Source organism: Nocardiopsis sp. CNZ308 (genome assembly GCF_004217075.1).
Genome location: NZ_SHKJ01000001.1, coordinates 5372091 through 5393918, shown reverse-complemented (window position 1 = coordinate 5393918; position 21828 = coordinate 5372091). Strand labels below are relative to the sequence as shown.

Here is a 21828-nt window from a genome sequence, read left to right as displayed (position 1 = left end):
GTGAACGCACATCTCGCAACCGCTCCGGAGAGCCGGGCTCCCGCAGCCGCTGACCGCGGCGGAACCCCCGCGGCGATCGTCGGTGTCGGAACGGCGGTCCCGCCCACCTCCTACTCCCAGGACGAACTCCTGGAGATCTTCGACATCCGGGATCCGAGGATCCGCTCGGTCTTCCGCAACAGCGCCATCGACCGGCGCCACCTCACCCTCCCCCCGGAGGGGCCGGACGGCGGACGGGTCATGGAGGTCCAGGGAGAGCTGCTGGACAAGCACAGGCGGCAGGGTATCGACATGGGCGCCCGCGCCCTCCAGGAGTGCCTGAAGAGGGCGGGGGCCGACCTGTCCGACATCGGCTACCTGTGCTGTGTCACCACGACCGGCTTCCTCACCCCGGGGTTCAGCGCCCTGCTCATCCGTGAGCTGGGCATCCCCTCCAGCGCCAGCCGTCTGGACGTCGTCGGGATGGGCTGCAACGCGGGGCTGAACGCGCTCAACGCCGTCGCCGGGTGGGCGCGGGCCCACCCCGGGAAGCTCGCCGTCATGGTGTGCATCGAGGCCTGCTCCGCCGCCTACGTGTTCGACGGGACGATGCGCACGTCCGTGGTGAACAGCCTCTTCGGAGACGGTTCGGCCGCGATCGCCGTGGTCTCCGGCGACACCGTGGACCGTCCGGAGCCCACCGGTCCGCGACTGCTGAAGTTCTCCAGCCAGATCATCGTGGACGCCCTTCCCGCCATGCGCTACGACTGGGACTCCGAGCAGGGCCGGTTCAGTTTCTTCCTGGACCCCGAGGTGCCCTACGTCGTGGGGGCCCACGCCAACATCATCATCGACCGCCTGCTGGGCGGCACCGGGTTGCGCCGCAGCGACATCCGGCACTGGACGGTGCACTCCGGCGGCAAGAAGGTCATCGATTCGGTCATGGTCAACCTCGGCCTGACCAGGTACGACGTCCGGCACACGACGAGCGTGCTCCGCGACTACGGCAACCTGTCCAGCGGCTCCTTCCTGTTCTCGTACCAGCAGCTCCTGGAGGAGGGCGTCGCCTCCCCCGGCGACCACGGCGTCCTCATGACCATGGGTCCCGGATCGACGATCGAGGCAGCGCTGTGCCAGTGGTGACGACCCCTTCGAACAGAGGAGACACAGTGACCAGTACGTCCAACGACGGCAACGCGCCGAACCTGCGGATCGACGGCTCGCTTCCGTTGTCCGCCGCGCTCGTGGCCGAGGTGAACGCGTTCGCGGACGCGTGTGAGGACGCGGGCCCCGGGATCGTCGGAACGCTTCGCCTCCGGGGGGTCCCCGCGGGCCTTCCCGTGTCCGACGAGGTCACCGTGCACACGGTGAACAAGTGGGAGCGGGCACTGCGCCGTCTGGAGCGGGTGGGTATCGCCACCGTGGCGATCGTCGAGGCGGACTGCGGCGGGGTCGCGGCCGAACTCCTCCTCTCCAGCGACCTCAGGATCATGGCGCCCGGGTCGAGCCTGCGCTTCCCCCAAACGGAGGAGACCGCGTGGCCCGGCATGGTCCTGTACCGCCTGCGCCAGCAGGCCGGGCACGGAGCGGCCCGCCGTTGCGCGCTGTTGGGTCTTCCGTTCCCGGCGGAGGAGGCCCGTGGGCTGGGTTTGGTCGACGAGGTGCTCGACCCGGCGGACGCGGGGGTGGAGTCCCTGTTGGCGTCGGTCGCCACCCGGTCCGGGCCGGAGTTCGCGATCCGTCGCCGCCTGGCGATGGAGGCGTCCTCGACGGCCTACGAGGACGCCCTGGGCCGCCACCTGTCGGCCTGTGACCGCGAGCTGAGGCGTCTGCGGGACCGGACCCCGTCGGAGGAACCGGCACGCGTGTGACGCGCATCCGGCTGGGCGCCCCTCACGCGGGGGAAGGCGCCCGGCCGAATTCCGGAACGCGGTACCGAAACGTCCTGCATTGTTGAACGAAAATCCGCCCAAAACTCCATCCATTCGGCGCTGGCGGCTATTCGGATGGCGGCCGTCCAGTCATTTTCGGCGACCCGGGCGGCGGGGCCCGCGCTCCGCGCGGGCTGGCGAGCGCCTCGGCGGCGGGCCAGGGCGTCTCCTCCGGGCTGTTCGCCCGTTTTCCCGCCGCCGGCCGTGCGCGGTGAGCGGGGGCGGGATGGGCCCAGGGCCCGCCGGTCGGGAGCGGCGCGGCGGAGGAAGGGGAGGTCACGGGTGACCATGCCGCGCCGCTTCGGTCCCGGTCCCGCAGCGGCTTTGCGAAGACCGGCGCACGCGACCCGTGGTACCCGCCTCCCGGCGGCCGCCCGCAAAGCGGTCGGCGTTGTCACCATGTCCACAACTGGCCAAGACATTGATGGAAACAGGCCGCACTGTAACAATCAATATGTTCACTTCACTATATCGCGAACCCCCAGCGAGACATCTTTCAAAAATGAATGAACCGGCTATTCGGGAACCCTGCATCGACGTTTCTCTCGAGGAGGGCGCCGAATCCCCCAGTCCCCCGAACGACCCTCTCGAAAACCCTGGTGCCCACTGGAGGATGAACCTGGCTCCTGCCCTGGACGGCGGGGACGAGGACGTCGACGCCCGCGACCTCACGGCCCGCTTCTGGGAAGAGGTGGAACTGCTCGGGGACCCCCTCCCCGAGGTTCGGATGACGACCGTTTCGGCCTCGATCCTCGGTGCCTCCGCCGTCACCAGGATCACCGAATCCGCGGGCCCCTCCCGCAGGGTCGACCTCAAGATGACGGCCACCCACTCGGACCTCCTGGAAGGAGGGAACCGGCGGGCGATCGCGCTCCTCTCCGACCGGGGCGTGCGCGTCCGCGTGGCCCCCGACGGTTTCCCCACCATGCTGGTGATCGGCTCGCGTGTCGGCTTCGTCGAGTCCGACCGGGCCGACGACGCGACCAAACTGCGCGTCGTGCGCTCCCCGGGGATGATCGACTGGATGATCCGCTACCAGTGCGCCCTCTGGGACCGCGCGGTGGGCTTCTCCAGCCTGCGGGACGCCCTCGGCATCCTCGACAACGACAACCAGGCACGGGCGATGTACTACCTGTGCTCCGGGATGAAGGACGAGTCCGCGGCCCGCTGCATGGGCGTGTCCGTCCGTACCTACCGCCGCCACGTGGCGGGCGTCATGTCCGCGCTCGGGGCCTCGTCCCGCTTCAAGGCCGGCCTCAGGGCCCACCAGCTCGGCCTGTACCGCCTGTGCTCCGAGGCCGGAACCGGCCCGAAGGAGACGGCGTCCCCGCTTCCGGATGTTCCCGCCCAGATCAACTGGTGCCTCTGAGCACCGTCCGGTCCCCTCCCCCCACTTCGGAGCCCTCAACGATGAACGCCCTGCTCACGGCGGCGGACGCTCTGGCCAAGGTCGACGCCACAGCGCTCCCCCACGACCTGCCGACGGCGGCCGGCGTCCTCGGCGACGCCGCGCTGCGTCTGGACGAGGTGCTCGCCGCGGCCGCCGAACCCGCGCGGCGCACGCCCGAGGAGCACCAGGTCGTCTCCCGGGCCAAGGACACCCTCCGTGCCGTCCGCTCCCGGTTCCTCGGCGCGCACGTGGACAGCGTCTACCGGGACCTCACCGACGGCCTCCGGCGGCGCCCGCGCCTGCGCGAACTGGTCACGGACGCCGCGACCCGGTTCCCCGGCCTGGTCCCGACCCCCGATCAGATGGCCGCCGAGTCCGCCCGGCTCCAAGCCCGCAAGGAGGGCCTGGAGATCGACCAGGGGATCTTCTTCCGGGCCGTCCTGGGCTCCGAGGCGTCGGGGCGTCACCTCGTCGACTCGATGCTCCGCCCCACCGGCCGAGCGCGGGCCCTGTACCCCGAGTACCGCAGGACCGGCGTCGCGGACCTCGGCTCCGTCCGACTCGAAAGGATCGGCTCCGCCGCGCACGTGACCATGTGCGGCGCGGACCGGCTCAACGCCGAGGACAACGACCAGGTGGACTCCATGGAGACCGCGGTGGACCTGGTGCTGCTCGACCCCGACGTGGGAGTCGGCGTACTGCGGGGCGGCCCGATGGAGCACCCTCGCCACCGGGGCAGGCGCGTGTTCAGCGCGGGGATCAACCTCAAGGAACTGCACGCCGGACGGATCTCCCTCGTGGACTTCCTGCTCCGGCGGGAGCTCGGCTACATCAACAAGATCGTCCGGGGCCTGGCCGTCGAGGAACCGGACTCGTGGCGGGCTCCGACGGTCCACAAGCCGTGGGTGGCCGCGGTCGACGCCTTCGCCATCGGCGGCGGGGCCCAGCTGCTGCTGGTCTTCGACAGGGTGATCGCCGGTGAGGACGCCTACTTCAGCCTCCCGGCTGCGCAGGAGGGCATCGTTCCCGGTGTGGCCAACCTCCGGCTCGGACGCGTCGGCGGCACCCGGCTCTCCCGGGAGGTCATCCTCTGGGGCCGGCGGATCTGGGCCACCGAGCCGCAGGCGGCCGCGCTCTTCGACCACGTGGTCGACCCGGCCCTGCTGGACGCCGCCGTGGAGGAGGCGGCCGAACGCATGGACAGCCCGGCCGTCGTCACGAACAGGCGCATGCTCCAGCTGGCGGAGAACCCGTCGGAGCCCTTCCGCGCCTACATGTCCGAGTTCGCGCTCCAGCAGTCGCTGCGCCTGTACAGCGAGGACGTCATCACCAAGACCGGCCGCTTCACCACGGCGCGCGCCTGAGATAGGGCCGGAGGGCCCGCCGCGCCGGGTCGGACCGCCCGCCAGCCTACGGAGGAGCATGTCCGCGGAACAGGAGACCGCCCCGCCACGGGTCCGGTACGTGAAGGAGGACCGTGTCGCCCGCGTGACCATCGACCGCCCCCACGTCCTGAACGCCATGGACCTGCGGACCCACGAGGAACTCGCCGAGGTCTGGGACGACGTGGAGGCCGACGACGACGTCTGGGCGGTGGTCCTGACCGGGGCCGGCGACCGCGCGTTCTCCGTGGGCCAGGACCTGAGGGAACGGGCGGCGCTGGACTCCGGTGGCGCCGAGGGGACCACCTTCGGCAGCCGGGGGGCTCCGGGCTGGCCCCGGCTGACCGAACGCCACGCGTTCACCAAGCCCGTCATCGCCCGCGTGGACGGGTACGCCCTGGGGGGCGGGTTCGAGCTGGCCCTGGCGTGTGACGTCATCGTCGCCTCCGAGCGCTCGACGTTCGCCCTGCCGGAGGCACGGCTGGGCCTGGTCCCCGGGGCGGGCGGCGTCTTCCGGCTCACCAGGCAGATCCCCGCCCGGATCGCCATGGGCCACCTGCTGACGGGACGGCGGATGTCGGCGCGACGCGCGGCGGACCTGGGCCTGGTGAACGACGTCGTCCCGCACGAGGAGCTGGACGCGTGTGTCCGGGGCTGGGTGGACGACCTCCTGCGCAGCGCGCCCCTGTCGGTGCGGGCCATCAAGGAGGCCGTCGCCCGCTCGTCCCACCTGTCCGTGGAGCAGGCGTTCGGCAGCCGCTTCTTCTGGGAGGAGCGGCGCGCGCGCAGCGAGGACGCGCGGGAGGGGCCCCGGGCGTTCACCGAGAAACGCCCTCCCCGGTGGCGGGGCCGCTGAGGGGGCGCCGTCCGACCGCCCGGCGGGGCCGCGATCGGTACGCGCCCGCCCACCGCGCGAAAGCCCATCCGGTGGTGCGGGGAGAGGCCGGCGCGGTTCTCGGGGAAGACCGGGCCCTGCGGTGTCCGCAGTCCGGCGGCGCCGGCCGCGGAGGAGTTTCGGCGTGATCGCGTCCGCGGTCGTCGGATCACAGGAGCCACAGGGTGGCCGCGAGAGATCCGAGGAAGGCGGCTCCGGCCAGGACCTGCCTCGTCAGGTGGGCGTCGTACACCTGCGGGGCGGTGCGCGTCGAGAGCAGCAGGTATCCGTCGGAGGAGCTCGCGACGAGGGTCTCCTCGTTCCACTCGTACGCGGTCCCGTTGACCAGCAGACGGGTCCCCGGCGCGATGGCCCACTCCCGGTAGGAGCGGCCGGTGCTCGAATGCGCGTGCTCGGGTCGGAGTTCCCACCTCGTCTCCGCCCTGCCGAGAGCGCCCTCCGCCAAGGGGTCGACCACGAAGGAGTCATGGGTGAGGGGGACCTTGTCCGTGACGGCTCCGCGGGGGTGGCACCACGCGCTCCCCGTCCTGTCCTCGATCAGGAAGGGCGCCTCGCTCTGCTCCGCGTGGACCAGGCTCACGCGAAGGCGATCGTGGCGCGAGCCCTCGCCGGGGCGGTGGTCCCACACCTCGGTCCGGTACCACACGCACCTGGTCCCGGAGTAGGGGGCCACCAGTGGTCCCGAGGACCCCGGCACGGCGTTCCCGTCGACCAGGACCGGGGTGCCGGAGCTGGGCAGGTCCCGTAGCGGAGGCGTCCGGGAGCGGCGCATCCTCGTGGACCGTGCGCGCGTGCGCAGCACCCGGGCGAGCAGGAGGGCGCTGAGCACGGTGGCCAGCAGGGCCAGGAGCTGGAACGCGGTCCGCGCTCCACCGACGAACATGTCATCCATAGTCACCACCTCCTCGTGCCGGTGGCCGTGGTGACGGGCCACCGGCACGAAGCAGGGTCAGCCCTCCTCCGAACGGTCCGTGTCCGCGTCAGCGAGGGCGTCGTGCCGGGTGGCGGGGGAAAGGGGTGTTCCCGCCAGGTAGCCCGCCCGGGCCAGGGCGTTGCCGCCGACCGCCGCGGTGGCCAGCTGCACGAGCAGCGCCAGGCCGATCTTGAGCGCGTTCTCCACCGAGGGGAACCACAGCAGCAGACCGAGCAGGAGCAGGGCCGTCCCCAACCCGGCCGAGACCGACACCCCGTGCAGGCGGGCGTAGAAGTCGCGCAGGCGCACCAGGCCGAGGGCTCCCACGGCGAACACGGACGCGCCGGCGATCACGCAGGCCACGGCGAGCGTCTCGAACGGGGTCATCGTTTGCCTCCGGAGATCAGTCGGGCCAGGGACAGGGCGGAGAGGAACCCCACGAGGGCGCACACGAGCACGATGTCGACCACCAGGGCGGAGTCGACGCGAAGGCCGAGGACGACCACGAGGCCGACGAAGCCGAAGAGGACCACGTCGGCCCCGGCGGCCCTGTCCGCCCGGTCGGGGCCCGAGAGGATCCGGTACGCGGCCAGGACCATGGACGCGCCGAGCAGCAGCAGCGCGATGTCGACGGGGTTCATCGGGTCTCCTCCCCGCGGGGCGCGGCCTTCGTCCGTCCGGCGCGTGTCAGACCCAACAGGTAGTCCTCCATCTGGTGGATGTCGTCGAGGAAGGCCCGCTCGTCAGCGGTGTACATGCCGTGCACCCACAGGGCGGGCGGGTCGGTGCGGGTGGCCACGGTCACCGTTCCGGGGGTCAGGGAGACCATGTTGGCGACGGCCGTGATCTCCAGATCGGTACGACAGCGCAACGGGACCTCGATCAGGGCGGGCACGGACGCGCTGCCCGGGGTGAGGATGTCCCAGGCGACCCGGAGCGTGGAGGTCACCACCCGGGAGCCGTAGAAGAACGGGAACCACGCGATCCGCAGGGCCCTGAGCAGGAGAGGGGTCATCGGTTCGTCACCGCCTCGACGTAGGTGGAGGTGTCCAGCAGATGGGCCGCGGCCTGGGCGCTCAGGTCGAGCAGGACCTGGCCGCCCAGGCCGACGCACAGGGTGACGCCGGTCAACGCCACCGCGGGCAGCACCAGGCCCGCGCGGATCCTCGTGGCGGCCGGGGGCGCGGTGACCGTCCCGGCCCCCTCCGCCGACCGTCCGCCCCCGGGTTCGGGACCGGAGCCCGGGCCCGGGTCGGGGCCCCAGAACACCGAGCCCCAGATCTTGAGCATCGACATCAGGGTGATGAGGCTGACGGCGACGGCGACGGCGGCGACCACCCACTGGCCGTCGCCGAAGGCGGCGGCGACCAGGGTGAGCTTGGCGACGAACCCGGAGAAGGGCGGCAGTCCGGCCAGGGACAGGGCCGCGCCCAGGAAGGCCAGGGCCAGCAGCGGTTCCCGGCGGGCCATGCCTCCCAGCCGGTCGAGCCTGCCGGTGCCGTGGACGTGCTCGATCGCGCCGGTGGACAGGAACAGGGACGCCTTCACCACCATGTGGTGGATGAGGTAGAAGATGCCCGCCATCAGTCCCAGTTCGGTGAACAGGGCGACGCCGAGGAGGATGTAGCCGATCTGGCTGACCATGTGGAAGACCAGGATCGAGCGGGTGGTGCCCTCCCCCACCGCGCCCAGGACCCCGATCAGCATGGTCGCGCCGAACAGCACCAGGCCCACCCACAGCAGCGAGGACTCGCCGCCGAAGACCACCGCGTAGAGGCGGTAGATCGCGTAGATGGCGACCTTGGTGTGCAGGCCGGAGAACAGGGCGGTCACCGCCGGGGAGGGCGCGGTGTAGGTGCGCGCCAGCCAGCCGTGCACCGGCACGACGGCGGCCTTGACCGACATCGCCAGCAGCACCACGCCCATGGCGACCGCGACCGCGGGCGACTCCTGGGCGGCGCCCGCGAGCTCGCCGAGCTGCACGGTTCCGGCGGTGCCGTAGACCAGGGCGACACCGGCCAGGAACACGGTCGAGGTCAGCAGGTTGACCGCGACGTAGGTCCGTCCGCCCCGCAGACCGCGCAGGGTCCCGGCGATGGCCATCAGCCCGTAGGAGGGCAGCAGCATCACCTCGACGAACACGAAGAGGTTGAACAGGTCGCCCGTGAGCAGCGCCCCGTACACCCCGGCGGACAGCACCAGCACCAGGGACGGGAAGAAGCGCCGGTCGGCCTCGCCGGTGGCCACGGCGAAGGCCGAGCACACCAGCACCAGCAGGGCGGTGGTGGTGACCATCAGCGCGCTGAAGGTGTCGGCGACGAAGGGGATGGACACCCCGGCGGGCCACAGACCCACCTGGTGGGCGTGTACCTGTCCCTCCCGCGTGCACCAGAGCAGTACGGCGCCGGCGGCGAGCGCGAAGGCGCTGGTTCCCAGGAACAGGGCGCGGACCACCCCGCGTGCGAGGGGCAGGACCAGCAGCGCGGCGCCCAGGACGGGGACCGCGACCAGCACGGGCAGGAGAACGGGGATCATGAGGCGTCCTCGGTGTCGTCGCTCTCACCGGTCGCGGCGAGGGCGAGCATGTAGATGGTGATGGAGAAGGCGATGACGATCGCCGTGAGCACGAACGCCTGCGGCAGGGGGTCGGCCATGGCCGCGCCGGTGTCCCGTCCCAGCAGGGGTTCTCCTCGGCGGAAGGCGCCGCCCGCCGACATCAGCAGGAGGTTGACCCCGTGGCTGAGCAGGACGAAGCCCAGGACGACGCGGACCATGCCGCGTTGCAGGATCAGGTAGACGGCTCCGGCGGTCAGGACGCCGATCGTGATGGCCAGGGTCATCGGGTACCTCCGGTGGCCGGACCGTGCTGGACGGGCTCGTGTGTGCGGTGCTCGTCGGGCTCCGGGGGGCTCTCGCGCCCGCTCCGGGGCAGCCCCAGCTGGTTGAGCGCGGTCAGCAGCACGCCGACCACGGCCAGGTAGACGCCCACGTCGAAGACGAGCGCGCTGGTGAAGTGGTAGTGACCGCCCCAGGGCAGGGGGATGTCGGCGTGCAGGGGCCTCAGGAAGGACCCGTCGGCGTAGCCGAGCAGACCGGTGACCGCGGCGGTGAGGACGCCCGCGGCGATGAAGGCCGGATAGGCCAGGCGGATGCGGGCCGCCGAGGCGCTGGGCGCGGTCAGGTAGGCCAGGGCGAAGGCCGAACCGCCGACCAGTCCGGCGATGAAGCCCCCGCCCGGGGCGTTGTGGCCCCGCAGCAGGAGGTAGAGCGACCACAGCACCAGCAGCGGGATCAGCCAGCGCGCCACGGTGCGCATGATCACGGTGTTGTCGTCGGCGTCCCAGACCGGGTTGGTCCCGGACACGCGGGAGGAGGCCTCGCCGTTCGCGGTGAGACCGGACGAACTCAGGACGGCGATGATGATCAGACCGGCCACCCCCAGGACGGTGAGCTCGCCCAGTGTGTCCAGGGCCCGGTAGTCGACCAGGATCGTGTTGACCACGTTGGTGCCGCCGGTGTCCTCGCGCGCGTGGGAGAGCAGGTAGTCGCTGACCCCGGAGAGCTCCCTGCGGCCGGTGAGCAGGTAGGCGCCCAGTCCCGCCACGGTTCCCGCGGCCAGGGCGATCGCCGCGGTGAGGGCGGCGCGTGAGCGGCGGACCCGGTGGAACTCGCGGGGGAGCCGGCGCAGCACCAGTACCGCCACGACCACTGTCAGGGTCTCCACCAGCAACTGGGTCAGCGCCACGTCGACGGCGCCGAGGAAGACGAACCACAGCGCGGTGGCGAACCCGGCGACCCCGACCAGGGCCAGGGCGGCCATCCGCGAGCGGGTCACCACCGAGGTGAGCACCGCGACCGCCACCAACGCCACCAGGAGCCAGTCCAGCGCGCGTGAGGTGGGAGCGGGCGGCGGCCCGTAGTCCAGTCCGAGAGCGAAGACCACGGCGGCGAGCGCGATGAGCATGACGAACGGCACGGCCAGGTGACGGGTGGGCGCGTCGGTGCGGGTCAGGTCGCCCACGCGCGTTCCCAGGGCGATGACCGCCGCGTGCACGCGTTCGAAGACGCCTGTGCCCCGGACGGGGAGGAACCGGCGCCCGGCGAGTTTCTCCCCGGAGCCGGAGGCCCAGGTCAGGAGGGCGCCCAGGAGCAGGGCGGCGGCCGACATCCCCAGGGCGGGGTTGAGTCCGTGCCACAGCGCCAGGTGGGAGTCCGCGGGAGCCAGGGCCGCGTCCCCCGCGGCCCAGGAGACGGCCGGGTTCAGCGCCGTGGCTCCCAGCCCCAGGACCAGGCCCGCCGCCGCGGTGACCACGGGGGCGGCCAGGAGGAGCGCGCCCGCCTCCCGGGGCGGTTCCCGATCCGGATGGCGCCTGCCGCTCCCGCCGAAGGCCAGGTACACGAACCGGAAGGCGTAGGCGAAGGTCAACGACGCCGCGGCGACCGCGACGGCCCCGGCGACCGGACCGGCCCAGGCGGGCCCCGGTGTCTGGAGGAGCGCCTCGAAGAGGTTCTCCTTGCTGACGAACCCCAGGAGAGGGGGGACCCCGGCCATGGACAGGGCGGCGAGCGCGCTCACCGCAGCGGTGACGGGCATCGTCCGGCGCAGACCGCCGAGTTCGCGCAGGTCCCGGGTTCCCGTCTGGTGGTCGATCACGCCCACCGACATGAACAGCGCCGACTTGAACAGGGCGTGGGCCGCGGTGTGCACGACGGCGGCGACGAGCGCCTGCGGGGTCCCCACACCGATGACGGCGACGAGGAAGCCGAGTTGGCTGACCGTGGAGTAGGCGGTGAGTTCCTTCAGGTCGTGCCGTCGCAGGGCCATCACGGCACCGATCACGGCGGTGGTCAGACCGGCGACGACCAGGGTGGTGCCCCACAGCGGTGTGTCCGTGAAGGCCGGGGAGAAGCGCATCGCCAGGTAGACGCCGGCCTTGACCATCGCCGCCGCGTGCAGGTAGGCGCTCACCGGGGTGCTCGCGGCCATGGCGTCGGGCAGCCAGTAGTGGAAGGGGAACTGGGCCGACTTGGTGAACACCGCGATGACGACCAGCACCGCCACGGTGCTGGTGAAGGCGGTGTCCTGGGTCCAGGACGGGTCGCCCAGGATCGCGCTGAGGCGGGTGGTGCCGGTGCGCACCCACAGCAGCACCACCGCGGTCAGCAGTGCCAGGCCGCCCATGGCGGTGAGCAGGAACGTGCGCACGGCCGGTCGTGAGGCGCCCGGTCCGGACAGGCCGATCAGGTAGAAGGAGCAGATCGTGGTCAGCTCCCAGAAGACGAAGAGCAGGACCACGTCGTCGGCCAGGACCAGACCGGTCATGGACAGGGCGAAGGCGCTCATCAGGACGTAGAAGCCCGTCCTGCGCCCGGGCGGGAAGTAGCGGGTGGAGTAGGCCATGACCAGCGCGCCCACGCCGAGCACGAGTACGCAGAACAGCCAGGCCAGGCCGTCCATGCGCAGGTGCAGGCCCACGCCGAGGGCGGGCATCCAGGGCAGGGACGCCTCCAGGACCCGGTCGTGGTTCCACAGGGAGGGCCCCTGGGCCCCGACCCACAGGGCCGCCAGGGCCAGCACCAGGGCGATGGGCCACCCCGCGGCGCGTCCCAGTGGGCGTCCCATCAGCGGGACGAGCAGGGTGGTGACGGTGAGTACGGCAAGGAGGAGCAGCAGCACGCCGCTGTCCTTTCACGGTTGCGCGCCGGTCCCCGGGCATGCGGACACACGCCGGGAACGGCCGTGGCGCACCAGGGCGCGACACGGTCGGCGTTCAGCGAAAAAAGGTGGAAGAGGGCACGCGAAAGGTGCCTCACGCAGGACGGGACCCGGAACGGACCGCGGGCGCTGTCGTCGGATACCGGTGCCTTGGGCAGACCGGTACCCGAAGAGGACCGCGGGCGCTTGGTGTCAGAGACCGGTGCCTTGGGCAGGCCGGACTCCGACGGCGCGCGGACATGGGGCGGCCGTCATGCGGAAAAGAGGAAACGCCTCGACGGAGGCGGAGGAGTCAGCTGCGTCCGGGCGGGCAGGAGCTGAGTTCGCCGTGGGCGTTGGTACCCCACGCGGTGGAGTAGCCGTTGGTGCCCAGGGGGCGAGGGTTACGCACGGGCAGCTTGTGCCGTTCGGCGAAGCGCGAACGGCCGACGCGTGCGTAGACGTCCAGGGCGCGGAAGTGCGCGCCTTCCAGGAGGACGGGCGTGTGACGACGCGGCAGGGGCACCGTGGCCGATGTCCGGGACATCACGGCACCTCCCCTCACGTCTTGCTTGATCACAGCGGCTGCCACCGTACCAGCTGCTGCTTCACGCAGGCCAGACGGGGGCGCCGCGCACTGGATGTGAACAGGATCTCAGTATGCTCTGGTTTCGACCGACCGGCCCTCCGGGAGCCACGGGAGGGCGCGGGCGGGCCCCTGGCCGCGGGGAGGGGTGCGCGGGCCGGGGGCGCCCCGTGATCCGCCGGGCGCCGGGCCCTCCGCCTCACCCGCCGGGTCGTGCTCCGGCCACGCGGGAGTCGATCCAGGCGCACAGGTCCTCCAGGGCGGCCTCGGTCCGCTCCCGGTCACCGGTCATGAGGAAGTCGGTCTCCAGTCCGGCGAAGGCGGCGTTGAGCACGGTGGCGTGCACGAGGGCCGCCTTCGGCTCCAGGCCGCGCGCGGCCAGGCACGCCGCGACGAACTCCGCGCGCCTGCGGGCGAAACCCGGCACCGGGCGCGGGAGCCTGCCGCTGGCGGCCAGGCCCTCGATCTCGCGGATCAGGCGGGTCGTGGCCACCTCACCGGAGCCGAGGTTGCGCTCCCACGTGGAGCGGACGATGGCGCCGACCGGCACGGAGGGGTCCTCCCAGCCCGGGGTGGCGCGCAGGGCCTCGTGCTGCTGCTCGTCCAGCCGGTCCAGCACGGCGGCGACGAGCGCGTCCTTGTCCGCGAAGTGGTGGGTGAGCACACGGGTGCTCTGCCCGAGCCCCTCGGCCAGGGCACGCAGCGAGAAGTTGCCGATGCCCGTGCGGGAGAGCTGGCCGATCACCGCGTCGACGACGTCCCGGCGACGGCGCGGGTCCGCGATCCGTGGCATGGTGCCCCACCTCCGGAAGGCCACTGTGGCACACGGATAAGGGAAACACTTGTTACCGTTATCCCATGAGTGGTTTCCAACGGCCTCCCCTGTGGCTCCTCGCCCTGGCACTGGCCGCCTTCGCGGTCCAGACGGACGACTTCATCATCATCGGCGTGCTCCCGTCGATCGCCTCCGACGTGGACGTGTCGGAGGCCGCGGCCGGGCAGCTCGTCACCGTCTACTCCCTCGTCTACGCGCTCACCGCACCCCTGTGGGCGGTCGTGTTCGCCCGGCTCTCCCGCAGGCGGGCCCTGTTCTGGGCCCTGGCCGTGTTCACGGCCGCCAACGTCGCCGTCCCCCTCGTCGACGGCTACCTCCCGCTCGTGGCCCTGCGGGTCGTGGCGGCGCTGGCCGCTGCGGTGGTCCTGCCCGCCTCCCTGGCGATCGCGAGCACACAGGCCCCGCCCGAGCACAGGGGCCGCTACCTGGCCACCGTCATGACGGGCCTGACCGGCGCCGTCCTGATCGGCGTCCCCCTCGGGACGTGGATCGGCGCCCTGCTGGGCTGGCAGGCGACCTTCGTGTTCGGCGGGCTCCTGGGACTGGCCTCCCTCGCCCTCGCCGCCCGCGCCCTGCCCGCCGGTTCGGACGGTACCGACGAGGAACCCCGAGCCCTGGCGGACCTCGTCCGCCCGCTGGTCGACCGGACCGTGGCCGTCGTCCTGGCGATCACCGTCCTGACCGTGGCCGGAAACCTCGCCTTCCAGACCTACATCGCGGTCGTCCTCTCCGGACTCTCCGGCGTCACCCCCGCCCTGCTGGCGGTGCTGCTGGTGTGCTCCGGCGTCGGTGGCCTGCTCGGCACACAGGCGTCGGGCCGCCTGGTGGACCGCCTCGGGCCCTTCCGCGCCTTCCTGTGCGCCGTCGTGCTCTTCTGCCTGACGATGTCCGCCATGGCCCTGCTGTGGCTGGCGGCCCCGGTGCCCGTGTGGGCGGTGGTGCCCCTGCTCATGGTCTGGTCAGCCGCCGCGTGGGCGGTTCCACCGAGCCTGCAGACACTCATGCTCGACCGGGCGGGTACACGCGCCGCCTCACAGGCCATGGCGGTGCACAGCAGTTCGGTGTACGTCGGGGCGGCCCTGGGCGGAGTGCTCGGCGGCGCGGCGGTCGCCATGAGCCCCGGCCTGGTCCCGGCCACCGCCGCTGCGGCCGCCGGGTTCGGTCTCCTGCTCAGCGCGCTGATCCGCCGCGCCCCCGCCAGGGCCGACGCCTGACCCCCGGGAGAGCGCGGAGAGCCTCACCCCGCGGGACGGTACTCCAGCAGGTGCAGCCCCTCCTCCGGGGCCGGGACGGTCGTGGCCAGGCGCAGGGACGCCCGCCGCCCCCGCCCGCGAGTCGGGGAGAACGATCCTTCCTCCAAACGTGGTCTGCCTGGGTTCCACGAACGGTGGAAGCGTCACCGCCACGCACACTCCTCAGAGCGCGTCACCGCCGAACACGCCCTGGCCGAAGACAAACGCTGGAGGCGACCGGTGCGCCGGACCCGCCGACGCGAGGACCTCCCGGCCACCTGTCCGGGCGTCGCCGGGCCGGTTTCCGACCACACCGCCCCACGATGGCGCCTGGGTCCGTCCATGTCGCTTGGGCACCGCACGGACGGATGCCGGAGCGTCAATATCCGAGCCGGACGAAGCGCCTGCGCGGGGGGCGCAGCACCAGGAACACCCCCGCCATGAAGAGCACCGCGCTCAGTACCCACGCGCTGAAGTCCTCGGGTGCGGCCATCAGCCAGGGGCCCGGCCCGGTCGAGGAGTCCCACACCACGATGGTGCAGGTGAGCAGGCCCAGGGGAGCCAACGCGGCCAGATCCGGGCGCACCACCACGCGCACCACCAGGTAGGCGCCGAGCGCGGCGACCATCACCCGGGCGGAGCCGGCCGCGACCGGCACCCCCAGAGCGGCCGCGGCGCCCCCGGTCACCGTGCACGCGAGCGCCACCGATCCCACCAGCGCCGCGTCGCGCAGAGCGATCGAGCGCGCTGCCGTGCTCTCCAGCGCCGAACGGGAACGGTCGAGTCCGTAGACGAGCCCGACCAGTCCCATGGCGCAGATCAGGTAGGGGGCCGGAACGGGGGCACGGGGACCCACCAGGGTGGGGAAGGGCACGATCTGCTCCGCGGAGAGCAGGGCCGCGATCCAGGCCACCACGACCAGGGTCAAAGCGGCCGGAAGCCACCGGGCCCGGCACCACCAGATCACCGTTGTTCCTGCGGTGTGAAGCCGGTGGGATCGAGGGTGTCGGGATCGGCCGAACACGTCTCCAGGACCGGCCGGTTGGCCTTGTACCACTCTCCCTGCGCGGGCGCAGGCAGTTCCAGGAGCCGGTCCAGGTGGGCGGCGACCTCGGTGTTCAGCGAGGGGCGCAGTTCGCGGGCGTCGACGAGTCCACTGGTGACCAGCAGCCAGGCGTGGACGGTGTCCAAGGTCAGGTCGGGTGAACGTCTGGGTGGGCAGGACTCCGGCAGCGCGGAGGGCATGAGCGTGGTCACGAACGCCTGGGGGACGGTCTCCTGCGCGTCGGCGCGCGGCTCCAGAGGCAACCAGAGGGCATGCTCGGGGGGCCCGCGCCCGGCCGAGACGGTGTCGGGCAGGTCGAGTCCGGCCTCGGTGAAGGTCCGGTGCGTGTCCGCGATGACGGGCACGAGTTCGGCGCGGTCCTCTTCCAGCTCCGGCCACAGACACAGGGTGAGCCCGTCCACGGGTTCGTCATCGCAGGTGATGCCCTGGCGGGCGACCACGGGGAAGGCGTCCAGGGGGCGCACGGTCATGCTCGCCCCGGCCAGTGTGAGCGGCAGGACCAGTGCGGCGGCCACCAGGACTCTGCGCCGGTCGCGGGCCAGGGCCGCGACGGCTCCGACGGTGAACAGGCCGACCGCGGTGAGAGCGGCGGCCAGATGGGCGCGGGGGTCACTGACCTCCCAGACCGACGGAGCCCCCAGCACTCCGCCTGACAGGTAGCGCAGCCACAACGGGAAGGCCCAGTGGGCGGGGATGAGCAGGTACCAGAAGTAGGTGCTCGCCAGACACACCGCCAGGGAGAACCGGGGTGGGAGCACGAACCCGAGGAAGAGGCCCCAACCGAGGATGCCCAGCAGGGCGAGGAGGTTCACGGCGATGATGTGCCAGGAGGGGCCTCCTGGAGCTCCCACGGCCAGGGTGGCGAGCATCCCGTGGGAGAGCAGCGTGGCCGCGAGCCCGACGACCAGGGTGGGCACCAGGCTGGAGGCGATGACAGGGAGGGGACGTCGAGCGGCCACGGCGAGCACTCCGCCCGAACGCAGACGTGAGGCCTCCCAGGTGGCCGAGAGCGCGACGACGATGCCGACGTAGGCGACCGGCTCGGAAGCCTTGGCGGTGGCGGCCTCCCAGTAGCCACGGGTCGCGAAGGTCAGGCCGTCCTCGAGGTTGAGGACCCCGACCATCACCAGCAGCGGGAGGGCCAGCCAGGTCGCGGGGCTGGTGAGCCACAGCTTGCGCTTGCTCATCGCTGCTCCAGAACGGTGCTGTAGGCGGCTTCGGCTCGGCGCTCCGGATTGTCCTCCTGCGGTGCCAGGGCCAGGAAGTCGCTGGTGGGCCCGTGGTAACCGGTCCGGCCGTCGGCGAGAACGATCACCGACGCGAACAGGTCGGACAGATCCCCGGTCTGGTGGGTCGAGACCAGGACGGTCCCGCCGGTGTCCAGGTCGGCGAGGAGGCGGCGGAAGGCGTTGCGCTGGGCCGGGTCGAGTCCCGCGGTGGGCTCGTCCAAAAGCAGCACGCTCGGTCGGTGCACGATGCTCTGGGCCAGCCCCACCCGGCGCAGCTGTCCGCCGGAGAGCTTCCTGGCGGACCTGTCGGCGAGCTCGGTCATGTTCACCGCACGCAGGGCGCGCAGCGCCGATTCCCAGGCGTCGGCGCGGTTCTCACCCTTGGCCCAGGCGTGGTAGGCGACCTGTTCGCGTACGGTCAGTCCGGTCACCGTGAGGATGGTCTGCGGCATCCAGCCCACGGCACGGCGCAAGGGGGTGAGGTCGCGTCGACGGTCGGTGCGGTGGTCTCCGATGTGGATCCGCCCTCGGCGGGGGAGGGCGGCCGAGGCGAGCAGCGCCATGAGCGTGCTCTTGCCTGCCCCGTTCGGACCGAGCAGGACCGTGCGGCCTTCGGGGATGTCCAAGCTGAAGCGCTCGAATACGGGAGCACCGAACCACCCGTGGGCGTGGGTGACTTGGTCGACTCTGATCTTCACGTTATCGCGCCCCAAAAGGGTAGAGGATAATTCATTTTAATCGACCCGCTTCTTTGCCTCTGCGTCGCAAGATCGATAGAGCCTTCGCCTTCCTTCGGAACCCACCACGCACCTGCGTTTCACCGACTGGACCCGGGGCGGGTGTGGGCCAAGCTCCACCGGCTCATGTCGGATGAGTTCGGCGCTCGCGGCGAGCCGGGCTGGTCGCGGTGCGCGATCGACTCGGTGAACATGCGGGCCCTCAACGGGGGACCTGACGGGCCCCAATCCCGTCGATCGAGGCCAGAAAGGGTCGGAGACCCACCTGATCACCTGCCGGGCGGGTCTTCCCCTGCCCGTGGCGGTTTCGGGCGTCCACACCGACGACAGCCAGGCATTACGGCCCTGGGTGGCGGGAATCCCTCCGAGCCTCCCCCACCGCGGACCCCGCAGGCGCAAACCAGGCAAGCTGCAGGGCGGGCGAGAGCACCATCACTCACCCGCCATCACGCACCGACCCGCGGGATCCGGCTGAACGTCAAGAAATCGAACGGGCTTCGCTCCAAGCGCGGCCAAACTCCTCAGAATCGATCTCCTCGGCAGCGAGTTCTCCCCTGATGGAAATCTCTTCGACAGGGGGGAACGGTATTTCCGCAAGTCCGACGGCCGCGTTCTCAGAATCTTCATCCGCCCACTCGGCCCTCCCGTCTCGATAGACCTGAACCTTGCGGGTTTCGTATCCGTCCTCGTCAAGCTCGCTAAAATAGAGCACCGGCTCGCTGGAAGACTCATGGATCCATGCGACCTTGACGTATCTCATCGATTCCCTCCAGAACACAGTGCTCTTCCGACAGCGTCCAGCGTCCCACCGTTCGGGACCCCGTAAAGCCCCGGCCAGCCCTCCCTCTCCCCCGGCCCTCTGACATCGGCTTCGATACAGAAGGCGGGCTTTCGCTCCGCATCGTCCCTTGTTCCCCACCCTCGTTCGCCGTCACTTCCGAGCCCGGCACAACGTCGCGCGCCACACCCGCTCCAGGCGGCCTCGGAGACCGCCCCTGACAGGCCCTGCGGGCGGTGGCCGGGTTCGGGGAGGCGCCGCCGGGGTAGGACGGCGGGCGCGCGTCCGCCACAGCACGAGGAGAGGGATGGACTTCACCGGCTTCACCGAGGAGACCTTCGCGTTCTTCGACGGCCTGGCCCGGGACAACTCCAAGGACTACTTCCACGGCCACCACGAGGTGTACGTGCGCGCGGTGCGCGAGCCCGCGCGCGCCCTGGCCGAGGCGCTGGAGGAGGACTTCGGCCCGATCAAGGTGGGCCGCCCCAACCGCGACGTGCGCTTCTCCCACGACAAGAGCCCGTACAAGACCCACGTGGGCCTGGTCAGCCAGTCCCAGGGGCCGGTCGGCTACTACCTCCAGCTCGGCCTGGAGGGGCTCTCGGTGGGCGCGGGCTACCACGCGATGTCGGGCGCGCAGGTGGAGCGCTACCGCGACGGCGTCGACGACGAGCGCCAGGGCCCTCGGCTGGCGCGGATCGTCGACGAGCTGACGGCCCGGGGCTTCGACATCGTCGGCGACACCCTCAAGACCCACCCACGCGGGTACAGCGGCGACCACCCGCGCGTGCACCTGCTGCGCCACCGCTCACTGGGGGCCGAGCACAACGTGGAGCGGTCGGACGTGCCGCTGTCCGCGAAGCTCCTGGACACCGTGCGCGCCGACTGGCGGGCCACCGGCCCCCTCATGGACTGGCTCGACCGGCACGTCACCAGCTGAGCCCGCTGGGTACGGCCACCGCATGTGGTTCCTGGCGGTTCCCCACGAGGTGGGTCCGGGCGAGCAGCCCGACTTCGAACCGCGGGTCGCCGACAGCACCGACGGCCTCCGCTGGTCCGTGCCCCGCGCGGCGTCCGGATCCGCGTCGCACGCCGACACCACCCGCGAACGACGTGTGCCTGTCACGGTTTTCCCGTGAGGTTCTCACCGTCATCCCATGACACGGTGTCACTGGTGGACTCGTCGGAGTGACAGCAGGCTGGAGACGTGCCTCCGGTGACGGCGGTCACGGCCCTTCCGCGACGGACGGCGGAACGCCGTGCCCGCCGGAGCGCCGGTGAAATCGAGATCCAGGAGGATGGGGACATGGGACGAAGGCGGAGCGCGGGCCGAAGCCTGCCCCCGATGGTGGCGGTATGTCTGGCCGGTTCGCTGGCCGGTTCGCTGACCGGTTCGCTGGTCGCCCCGGTGTCGGCCGCGGCCGACGAACGGGGCGGGGCGCCGACGACGGCACTGGAGTGGGGCGCCTGCCCCGAGGACGTCCCGGCCGGGACGCACCCGCTGGAGTGCGCCACCGTGCCGGTGCCCGTGGACTACGACGACCCCGAGGGCGCCGAGATCGGGATCATGGTGTCGCGGCTGGCCAGCACGGACCCGGACCAGAGGCGCGGCGTGCTGCTGCTCAACCCCGGCGGCCCGGGCGGGTCCGGGCTGTCGATGCCCGCGGACCTGGCCTCCCTGGGCATGCCCGCCAGCGTCCTGAACAGCTACGACCTGATCGGCATGGACACCCGCGGGGTCGGGCACTCCTCGGCGGTGAGCTGCGGCTTCACCACCGACCAGGAGTACTTCGGCAACATCCCGCCCTACGCCGTGGACGAGGCGGCGGTCACCGAACAGGCCGCGGTCGCCGAGGGGGTCGCCGACCAGTGCGCCCGCAGCGACGAGAACGGGCTGATGCGCCACATCTCGACGGCGAACACGGCCCGCGACCTGGACCGGATCCGGGCGGCGCTCGGTGAGGAGGAGGCCAGCTTCTTCGGGCTGTCCTACGGGTCGGCGCTGGGCGCGGCCTACGCCTCGATGTTCCCCGAGAGCACAGACCGGATCGTGCTCGACAGCAACATCGGCGACACCTTCCTCGACTACGACGGCATGCGCAGGTTCGCCCTGGGCTTCGAGGAGACCTTCCCCGACTTCGCCGCGTGGGCGGCGGAGCGCGACGGCAGCTACGGCCTGGGCGGCTCTCCCGAACAGGTGCGGGAGACCTACTTCGAGACCGCCGAGCGGCTCGACGAGGAGGGCCCGGTGGCCGGTGTCAACGGCCACGTCTTCCGGCTGGCCGTCTTCGTGGGGCTGTACAACGAGCGCAGCTACGGGCGGACGGCGCAGCTGTGGCAGTCGGTGCGCCTCGCGGACGAGGAGGCGGTGCGGCGGCACATGGAGGAGAGCGGGCTCGGCGGCACGCCGGTCGGCGGCGCCGGGCCGGCGACGGGCGAGCTGTGGCCCTCCGACAACGCCTGGTCGGTGTTCCTCGCGACGACCTGCAACGACGTCGAGTGGCCCGAGGACCTGACCGCGTACCAGCAGGGCGTGGCCGAGGACCGGGAGGGGTACCCGATGTACGGCGCGGCCACCGCCAACGTCATGCCCTGCGCCTACTGGAACGACGCCCCGTCCGAGCCCGCCGTGGAGATCACCGGGGAGGGCCCGGCCAACGTCCTCGTCATGCAGAACCTGCGTGACCCGGCCACGCCGCACCTGGGCGGCGTGCTGCTGGACGAGAGGTTCGGTCAGCGCTCCCGCCTGGTGAGCGTCGACGGCAGCGGTCACGGCGCCTACGTCTACGGCGACAACCCCTGTGCCTGGGACGTGGCCACGAGCTACCTGGTCGACGGCGAGTTCCCGGAGCGGGACGTCTCCTGCGGGGCGTCCGGGGCCTCCGGGCTGGGGCTCGACGGCCAGACCCAGCGGTCGCGGACCCAGACCCTCGACCGGCTCCAGGACACCGCCTGAGCACACGGTCGGGGACGGTCGCCACTCCTGAGCGTCAGGGGCGGGACGGCACCGCCCGTCCCGCCCCTCGGCGTCCCCCACGTCCGGTCGCACCCGGCGCGCGCCCACCGCGCGCCGACCCACGGCCGGCCCCGCCCGCGGACTCCCCCGGCGCGCCACGGACGGATTCCTTCGCCGGTGCCCGCGAGGACGCCGGAGGCTTCGGGCACCGGCCCCGCGGAGCG

The 21828-nt window shown here is 71.9% G+C and carries 21 protein-coding genes and 1 pseudogene; 9 read left to right on the top strand and 13 right to left on the bottom strand.

Annotated elements, in window-relative coordinates; all coding sequences use genetic code 11:
• From dpgA to dpgD, 5 genes are all read left to right on the top strand, one after another.
• Positions 1–1122: a 3,5-dihydroxyphenylacetyl-CoA synthase DpgA gene (dpgA, locus tag EV372_RS23135; protein WP_486484028.1), complete on the top strand. Its 1122-nt coding sequence runs from the start codon at positions 1–3 to the stop codon at positions 1120–1122.
• A 26-nt stretch (positions 1123–1148) separates the two neighbouring features.
• On the top strand, positions 1149–1850 hold the full coding sequence (dpgB, locus tag EV372_RS23130; protein ID WP_130397744.1) for an enoyl-CoA-hydratase DpgB: 702 nt from the start codon (positions 1149–1151) through the stop codon (positions 1848–1850).
• Positions 1851–2523: 673 nt separating this feature from the next.
• Complete coding sequence (locus tag EV372_RS23125) at positions 2524–3279, top strand: helix-turn-helix domain-containing protein (protein WP_130397743.1); 756 nt, start codon at positions 2524–2526, stop codon at positions 3277–3279.
• A 41-nt stretch (positions 3280–3320) separates the two neighbouring features.
• Positions 3321–4664, top strand: coding sequence for a (3,5-dihydroxyphenyl)acetyl-CoA 1,2-dioxygenase DpgC (dpgC, locus tag EV372_RS23120; protein WP_130397742.1), 1344 nt, complete (start codon positions 3321–3323; stop codon positions 4662–4664).
• Positions 4665–4722: 58 nt separating this feature from the next.
• The gene (gene dpgD / locus EV372_RS23115; protein ID WP_130397741.1) at positions 4723–5538 is read left to right on the top strand and encodes an enoyl-CoA-hydratase DpgD; all 816 of its coding nucleotides are present in this window, start codon (positions 4723–4725) and stop codon (positions 5536–5538) included.
• A gap of 187 nt (positions 5539–5725) precedes the next feature.
• Here dpgD and EV372_RS23110 read toward each other — a convergent pair whose 3' ends face one another.
• The 9 genes from EV372_RS23110 to EV372_RS23070 form a co-directional block, all read right to left on the bottom strand.
• Positions 5726–6469: a GIDE domain-containing protein gene (locus tag EV372_RS23110; protein ID WP_130399067.1), complete on the bottom strand. Its 744-nt coding sequence runs from the start codon at positions 6467–6469 to the stop codon at positions 5726–5728.
• A gap of 57 nt (positions 6470–6526) precedes the next feature.
• On the bottom strand, positions 6527–6877 hold the full coding sequence (gene mnhG / locus EV372_RS23105; RefSeq protein ID WP_130397740.1) for a monovalent cation/H(+) antiporter subunit G: 351 nt from the start codon (positions 6875–6877) through the stop codon (positions 6527–6529).
• Positions 6874–7131, bottom strand: a complete 258-nt coding sequence (locus EV372_RS23100; RefSeq protein WP_013152768.1) for an MrpF/PhaF family protein — start codon at positions 7129–7131, stop codon at positions 6874–6876. The genes mnhG and EV372_RS23100 overlap by 4 nt, the downstream gene beginning before the upstream one ends.
• Entirely contained in the window at positions 7128–7505 is a 378-nt protein-coding gene (locus EV372_RS23095) for a Na+/H+ antiporter subunit E (RefSeq protein WP_130397739.1), read from the bottom strand. The genes EV372_RS23100 and EV372_RS23095 overlap by 4 nt, the downstream gene beginning before the upstream one ends.
• Positions 7502–9025 (bottom strand): monovalent cation/H+ antiporter subunit D family protein, encoded by a 1524-nt coding sequence (locus tag EV372_RS23090; protein WP_130397738.1) that lies wholly within the window; start codon positions 9023–9025, stop codon positions 7502–7504. Before EV372_RS23090 ends, EV372_RS23095 begins: the two co-directional genes overlap by 4 nt.
• Positions 9022–9330 carry a sodium:proton antiporter gene (locus EV372_RS23085; RefSeq protein WP_013152765.1) on the bottom strand — a complete coding sequence of 103 codons (309 nt, stop codon included), beginning with the start codon at positions 9328–9330 and terminating at the stop codon, positions 9022–9024. The genes EV372_RS23090 and EV372_RS23085 overlap by 4 nt, the downstream gene beginning before the upstream one ends.
• Positions 9327–12167, bottom strand: a complete 2841-nt coding sequence (locus EV372_RS23080) for a DUF4040 family protein (RefSeq protein WP_130397737.1) — start codon at positions 12165–12167, stop codon at positions 9327–9329. The genes EV372_RS23085 and EV372_RS23080 overlap by 4 nt, the downstream gene beginning before the upstream one ends.
• Positions 12168–12498: 331 nt before the next feature.
• Complete coding sequence (locus tag EV372_RS23075; RefSeq protein WP_130397736.1) at positions 12499–12732, bottom strand: hypothetical protein; 234 nt, start codon at positions 12730–12732, stop codon at positions 12499–12501.
• A gap of 238 nt (positions 12733–12970) precedes the next feature.
• Entirely contained in the window at positions 12971–13564 is a 594-nt protein-coding gene (locus EV372_RS23070; RefSeq protein ID WP_130397735.1) for a TetR/AcrR family transcriptional regulator, read from the bottom strand.
• Positions 13565–13629: 65 nt separating this feature from the next.
• Between EV372_RS23070 and EV372_RS23065 the strand changes: the two genes are divergently transcribed.
• The gene (locus EV372_RS23065; protein ID WP_130397734.1) at positions 13630–14820 is read left to right on the top strand and encodes an MFS transporter; all 1191 of its coding nucleotides are present in this window, start codon (positions 13630–13632) and stop codon (positions 14818–14820) included.
• 397 nt (positions 14821–15217) lie between these two features.
• Here EV372_RS23065 and EV372_RS23060 read toward each other — a convergent pair whose 3' ends face one another.
• From EV372_RS23060 to EV372_RS23050, 3 genes are read right to left on the bottom strand one after another with little or no spacing between them, the layout of a single operon-like run.
• Positions 15218–15805 (bottom strand): hypothetical protein, encoded by a 588-nt coding sequence (locus tag EV372_RS23060; protein ID WP_130397733.1) that lies wholly within the window; start codon positions 15803–15805, stop codon positions 15218–15220.
• Complete coding sequence (locus EV372_RS23055) at positions 15802–17091, bottom strand: DUF7224 domain-containing protein (protein ID WP_130397732.1); 1290 nt, start codon at positions 17089–17091, stop codon at positions 15802–15804. The genes EV372_RS23060 and EV372_RS23055 overlap by 4 nt, the downstream gene beginning before the upstream one ends.
• A complete protein-coding gene (locus tag EV372_RS23050) occupies positions 17088–17759 on the bottom strand; it encodes an ATP-binding cassette domain-containing protein (RefSeq protein ID WP_253793039.1) in 672 nt (223 codons plus the stop codon). The genes EV372_RS23055 and EV372_RS23050 overlap by 4 nt, the downstream gene beginning before the upstream one ends.
• Before the next feature lie 163 nt (positions 17760–17922).
• Here EV372_RS23050 and EV372_RS29525 point away from each other — a divergent pair.
• Positions 17923–18342: pseudogene (locus tag EV372_RS29525) on the top strand (IS5/IS1182 family transposase); the annotation flags it as partial.
• A gap of 6 nt (positions 18343–18348) precedes the next feature.
• Here EV372_RS29525 and EV372_RS23045 read toward each other — a convergent pair.
• Positions 18349–18630, bottom strand: a complete 282-nt coding sequence (locus tag EV372_RS23045; RefSeq protein ID WP_130397730.1) for a DUF6881 domain-containing protein — start codon at positions 18628–18630, stop codon at positions 18349–18351.
• 325 nt (positions 18631–18955) lie between these two features.
• On the opposite strand from EV372_RS23045, the gene EV372_RS23040 reads away from it, so the two are divergent.
• Entirely contained in the window at positions 18956–19588 is a 633-nt protein-coding gene (locus EV372_RS23040) for a DUF2461 domain-containing protein (RefSeq protein ID WP_130397729.1), read from the top strand.
• A gap of 405 nt (positions 19589–19993) precedes the next feature.
• The gene (locus tag EV372_RS23035) at positions 19994–21604 is read left to right on the top strand and encodes an alpha/beta hydrolase (protein WP_130397728.1); all 1611 of its coding nucleotides are present in this window, start codon (positions 19994–19996) and stop codon (positions 21602–21604) included.
• Positions 21605–21828: the final 224 nt, after the last annotated feature.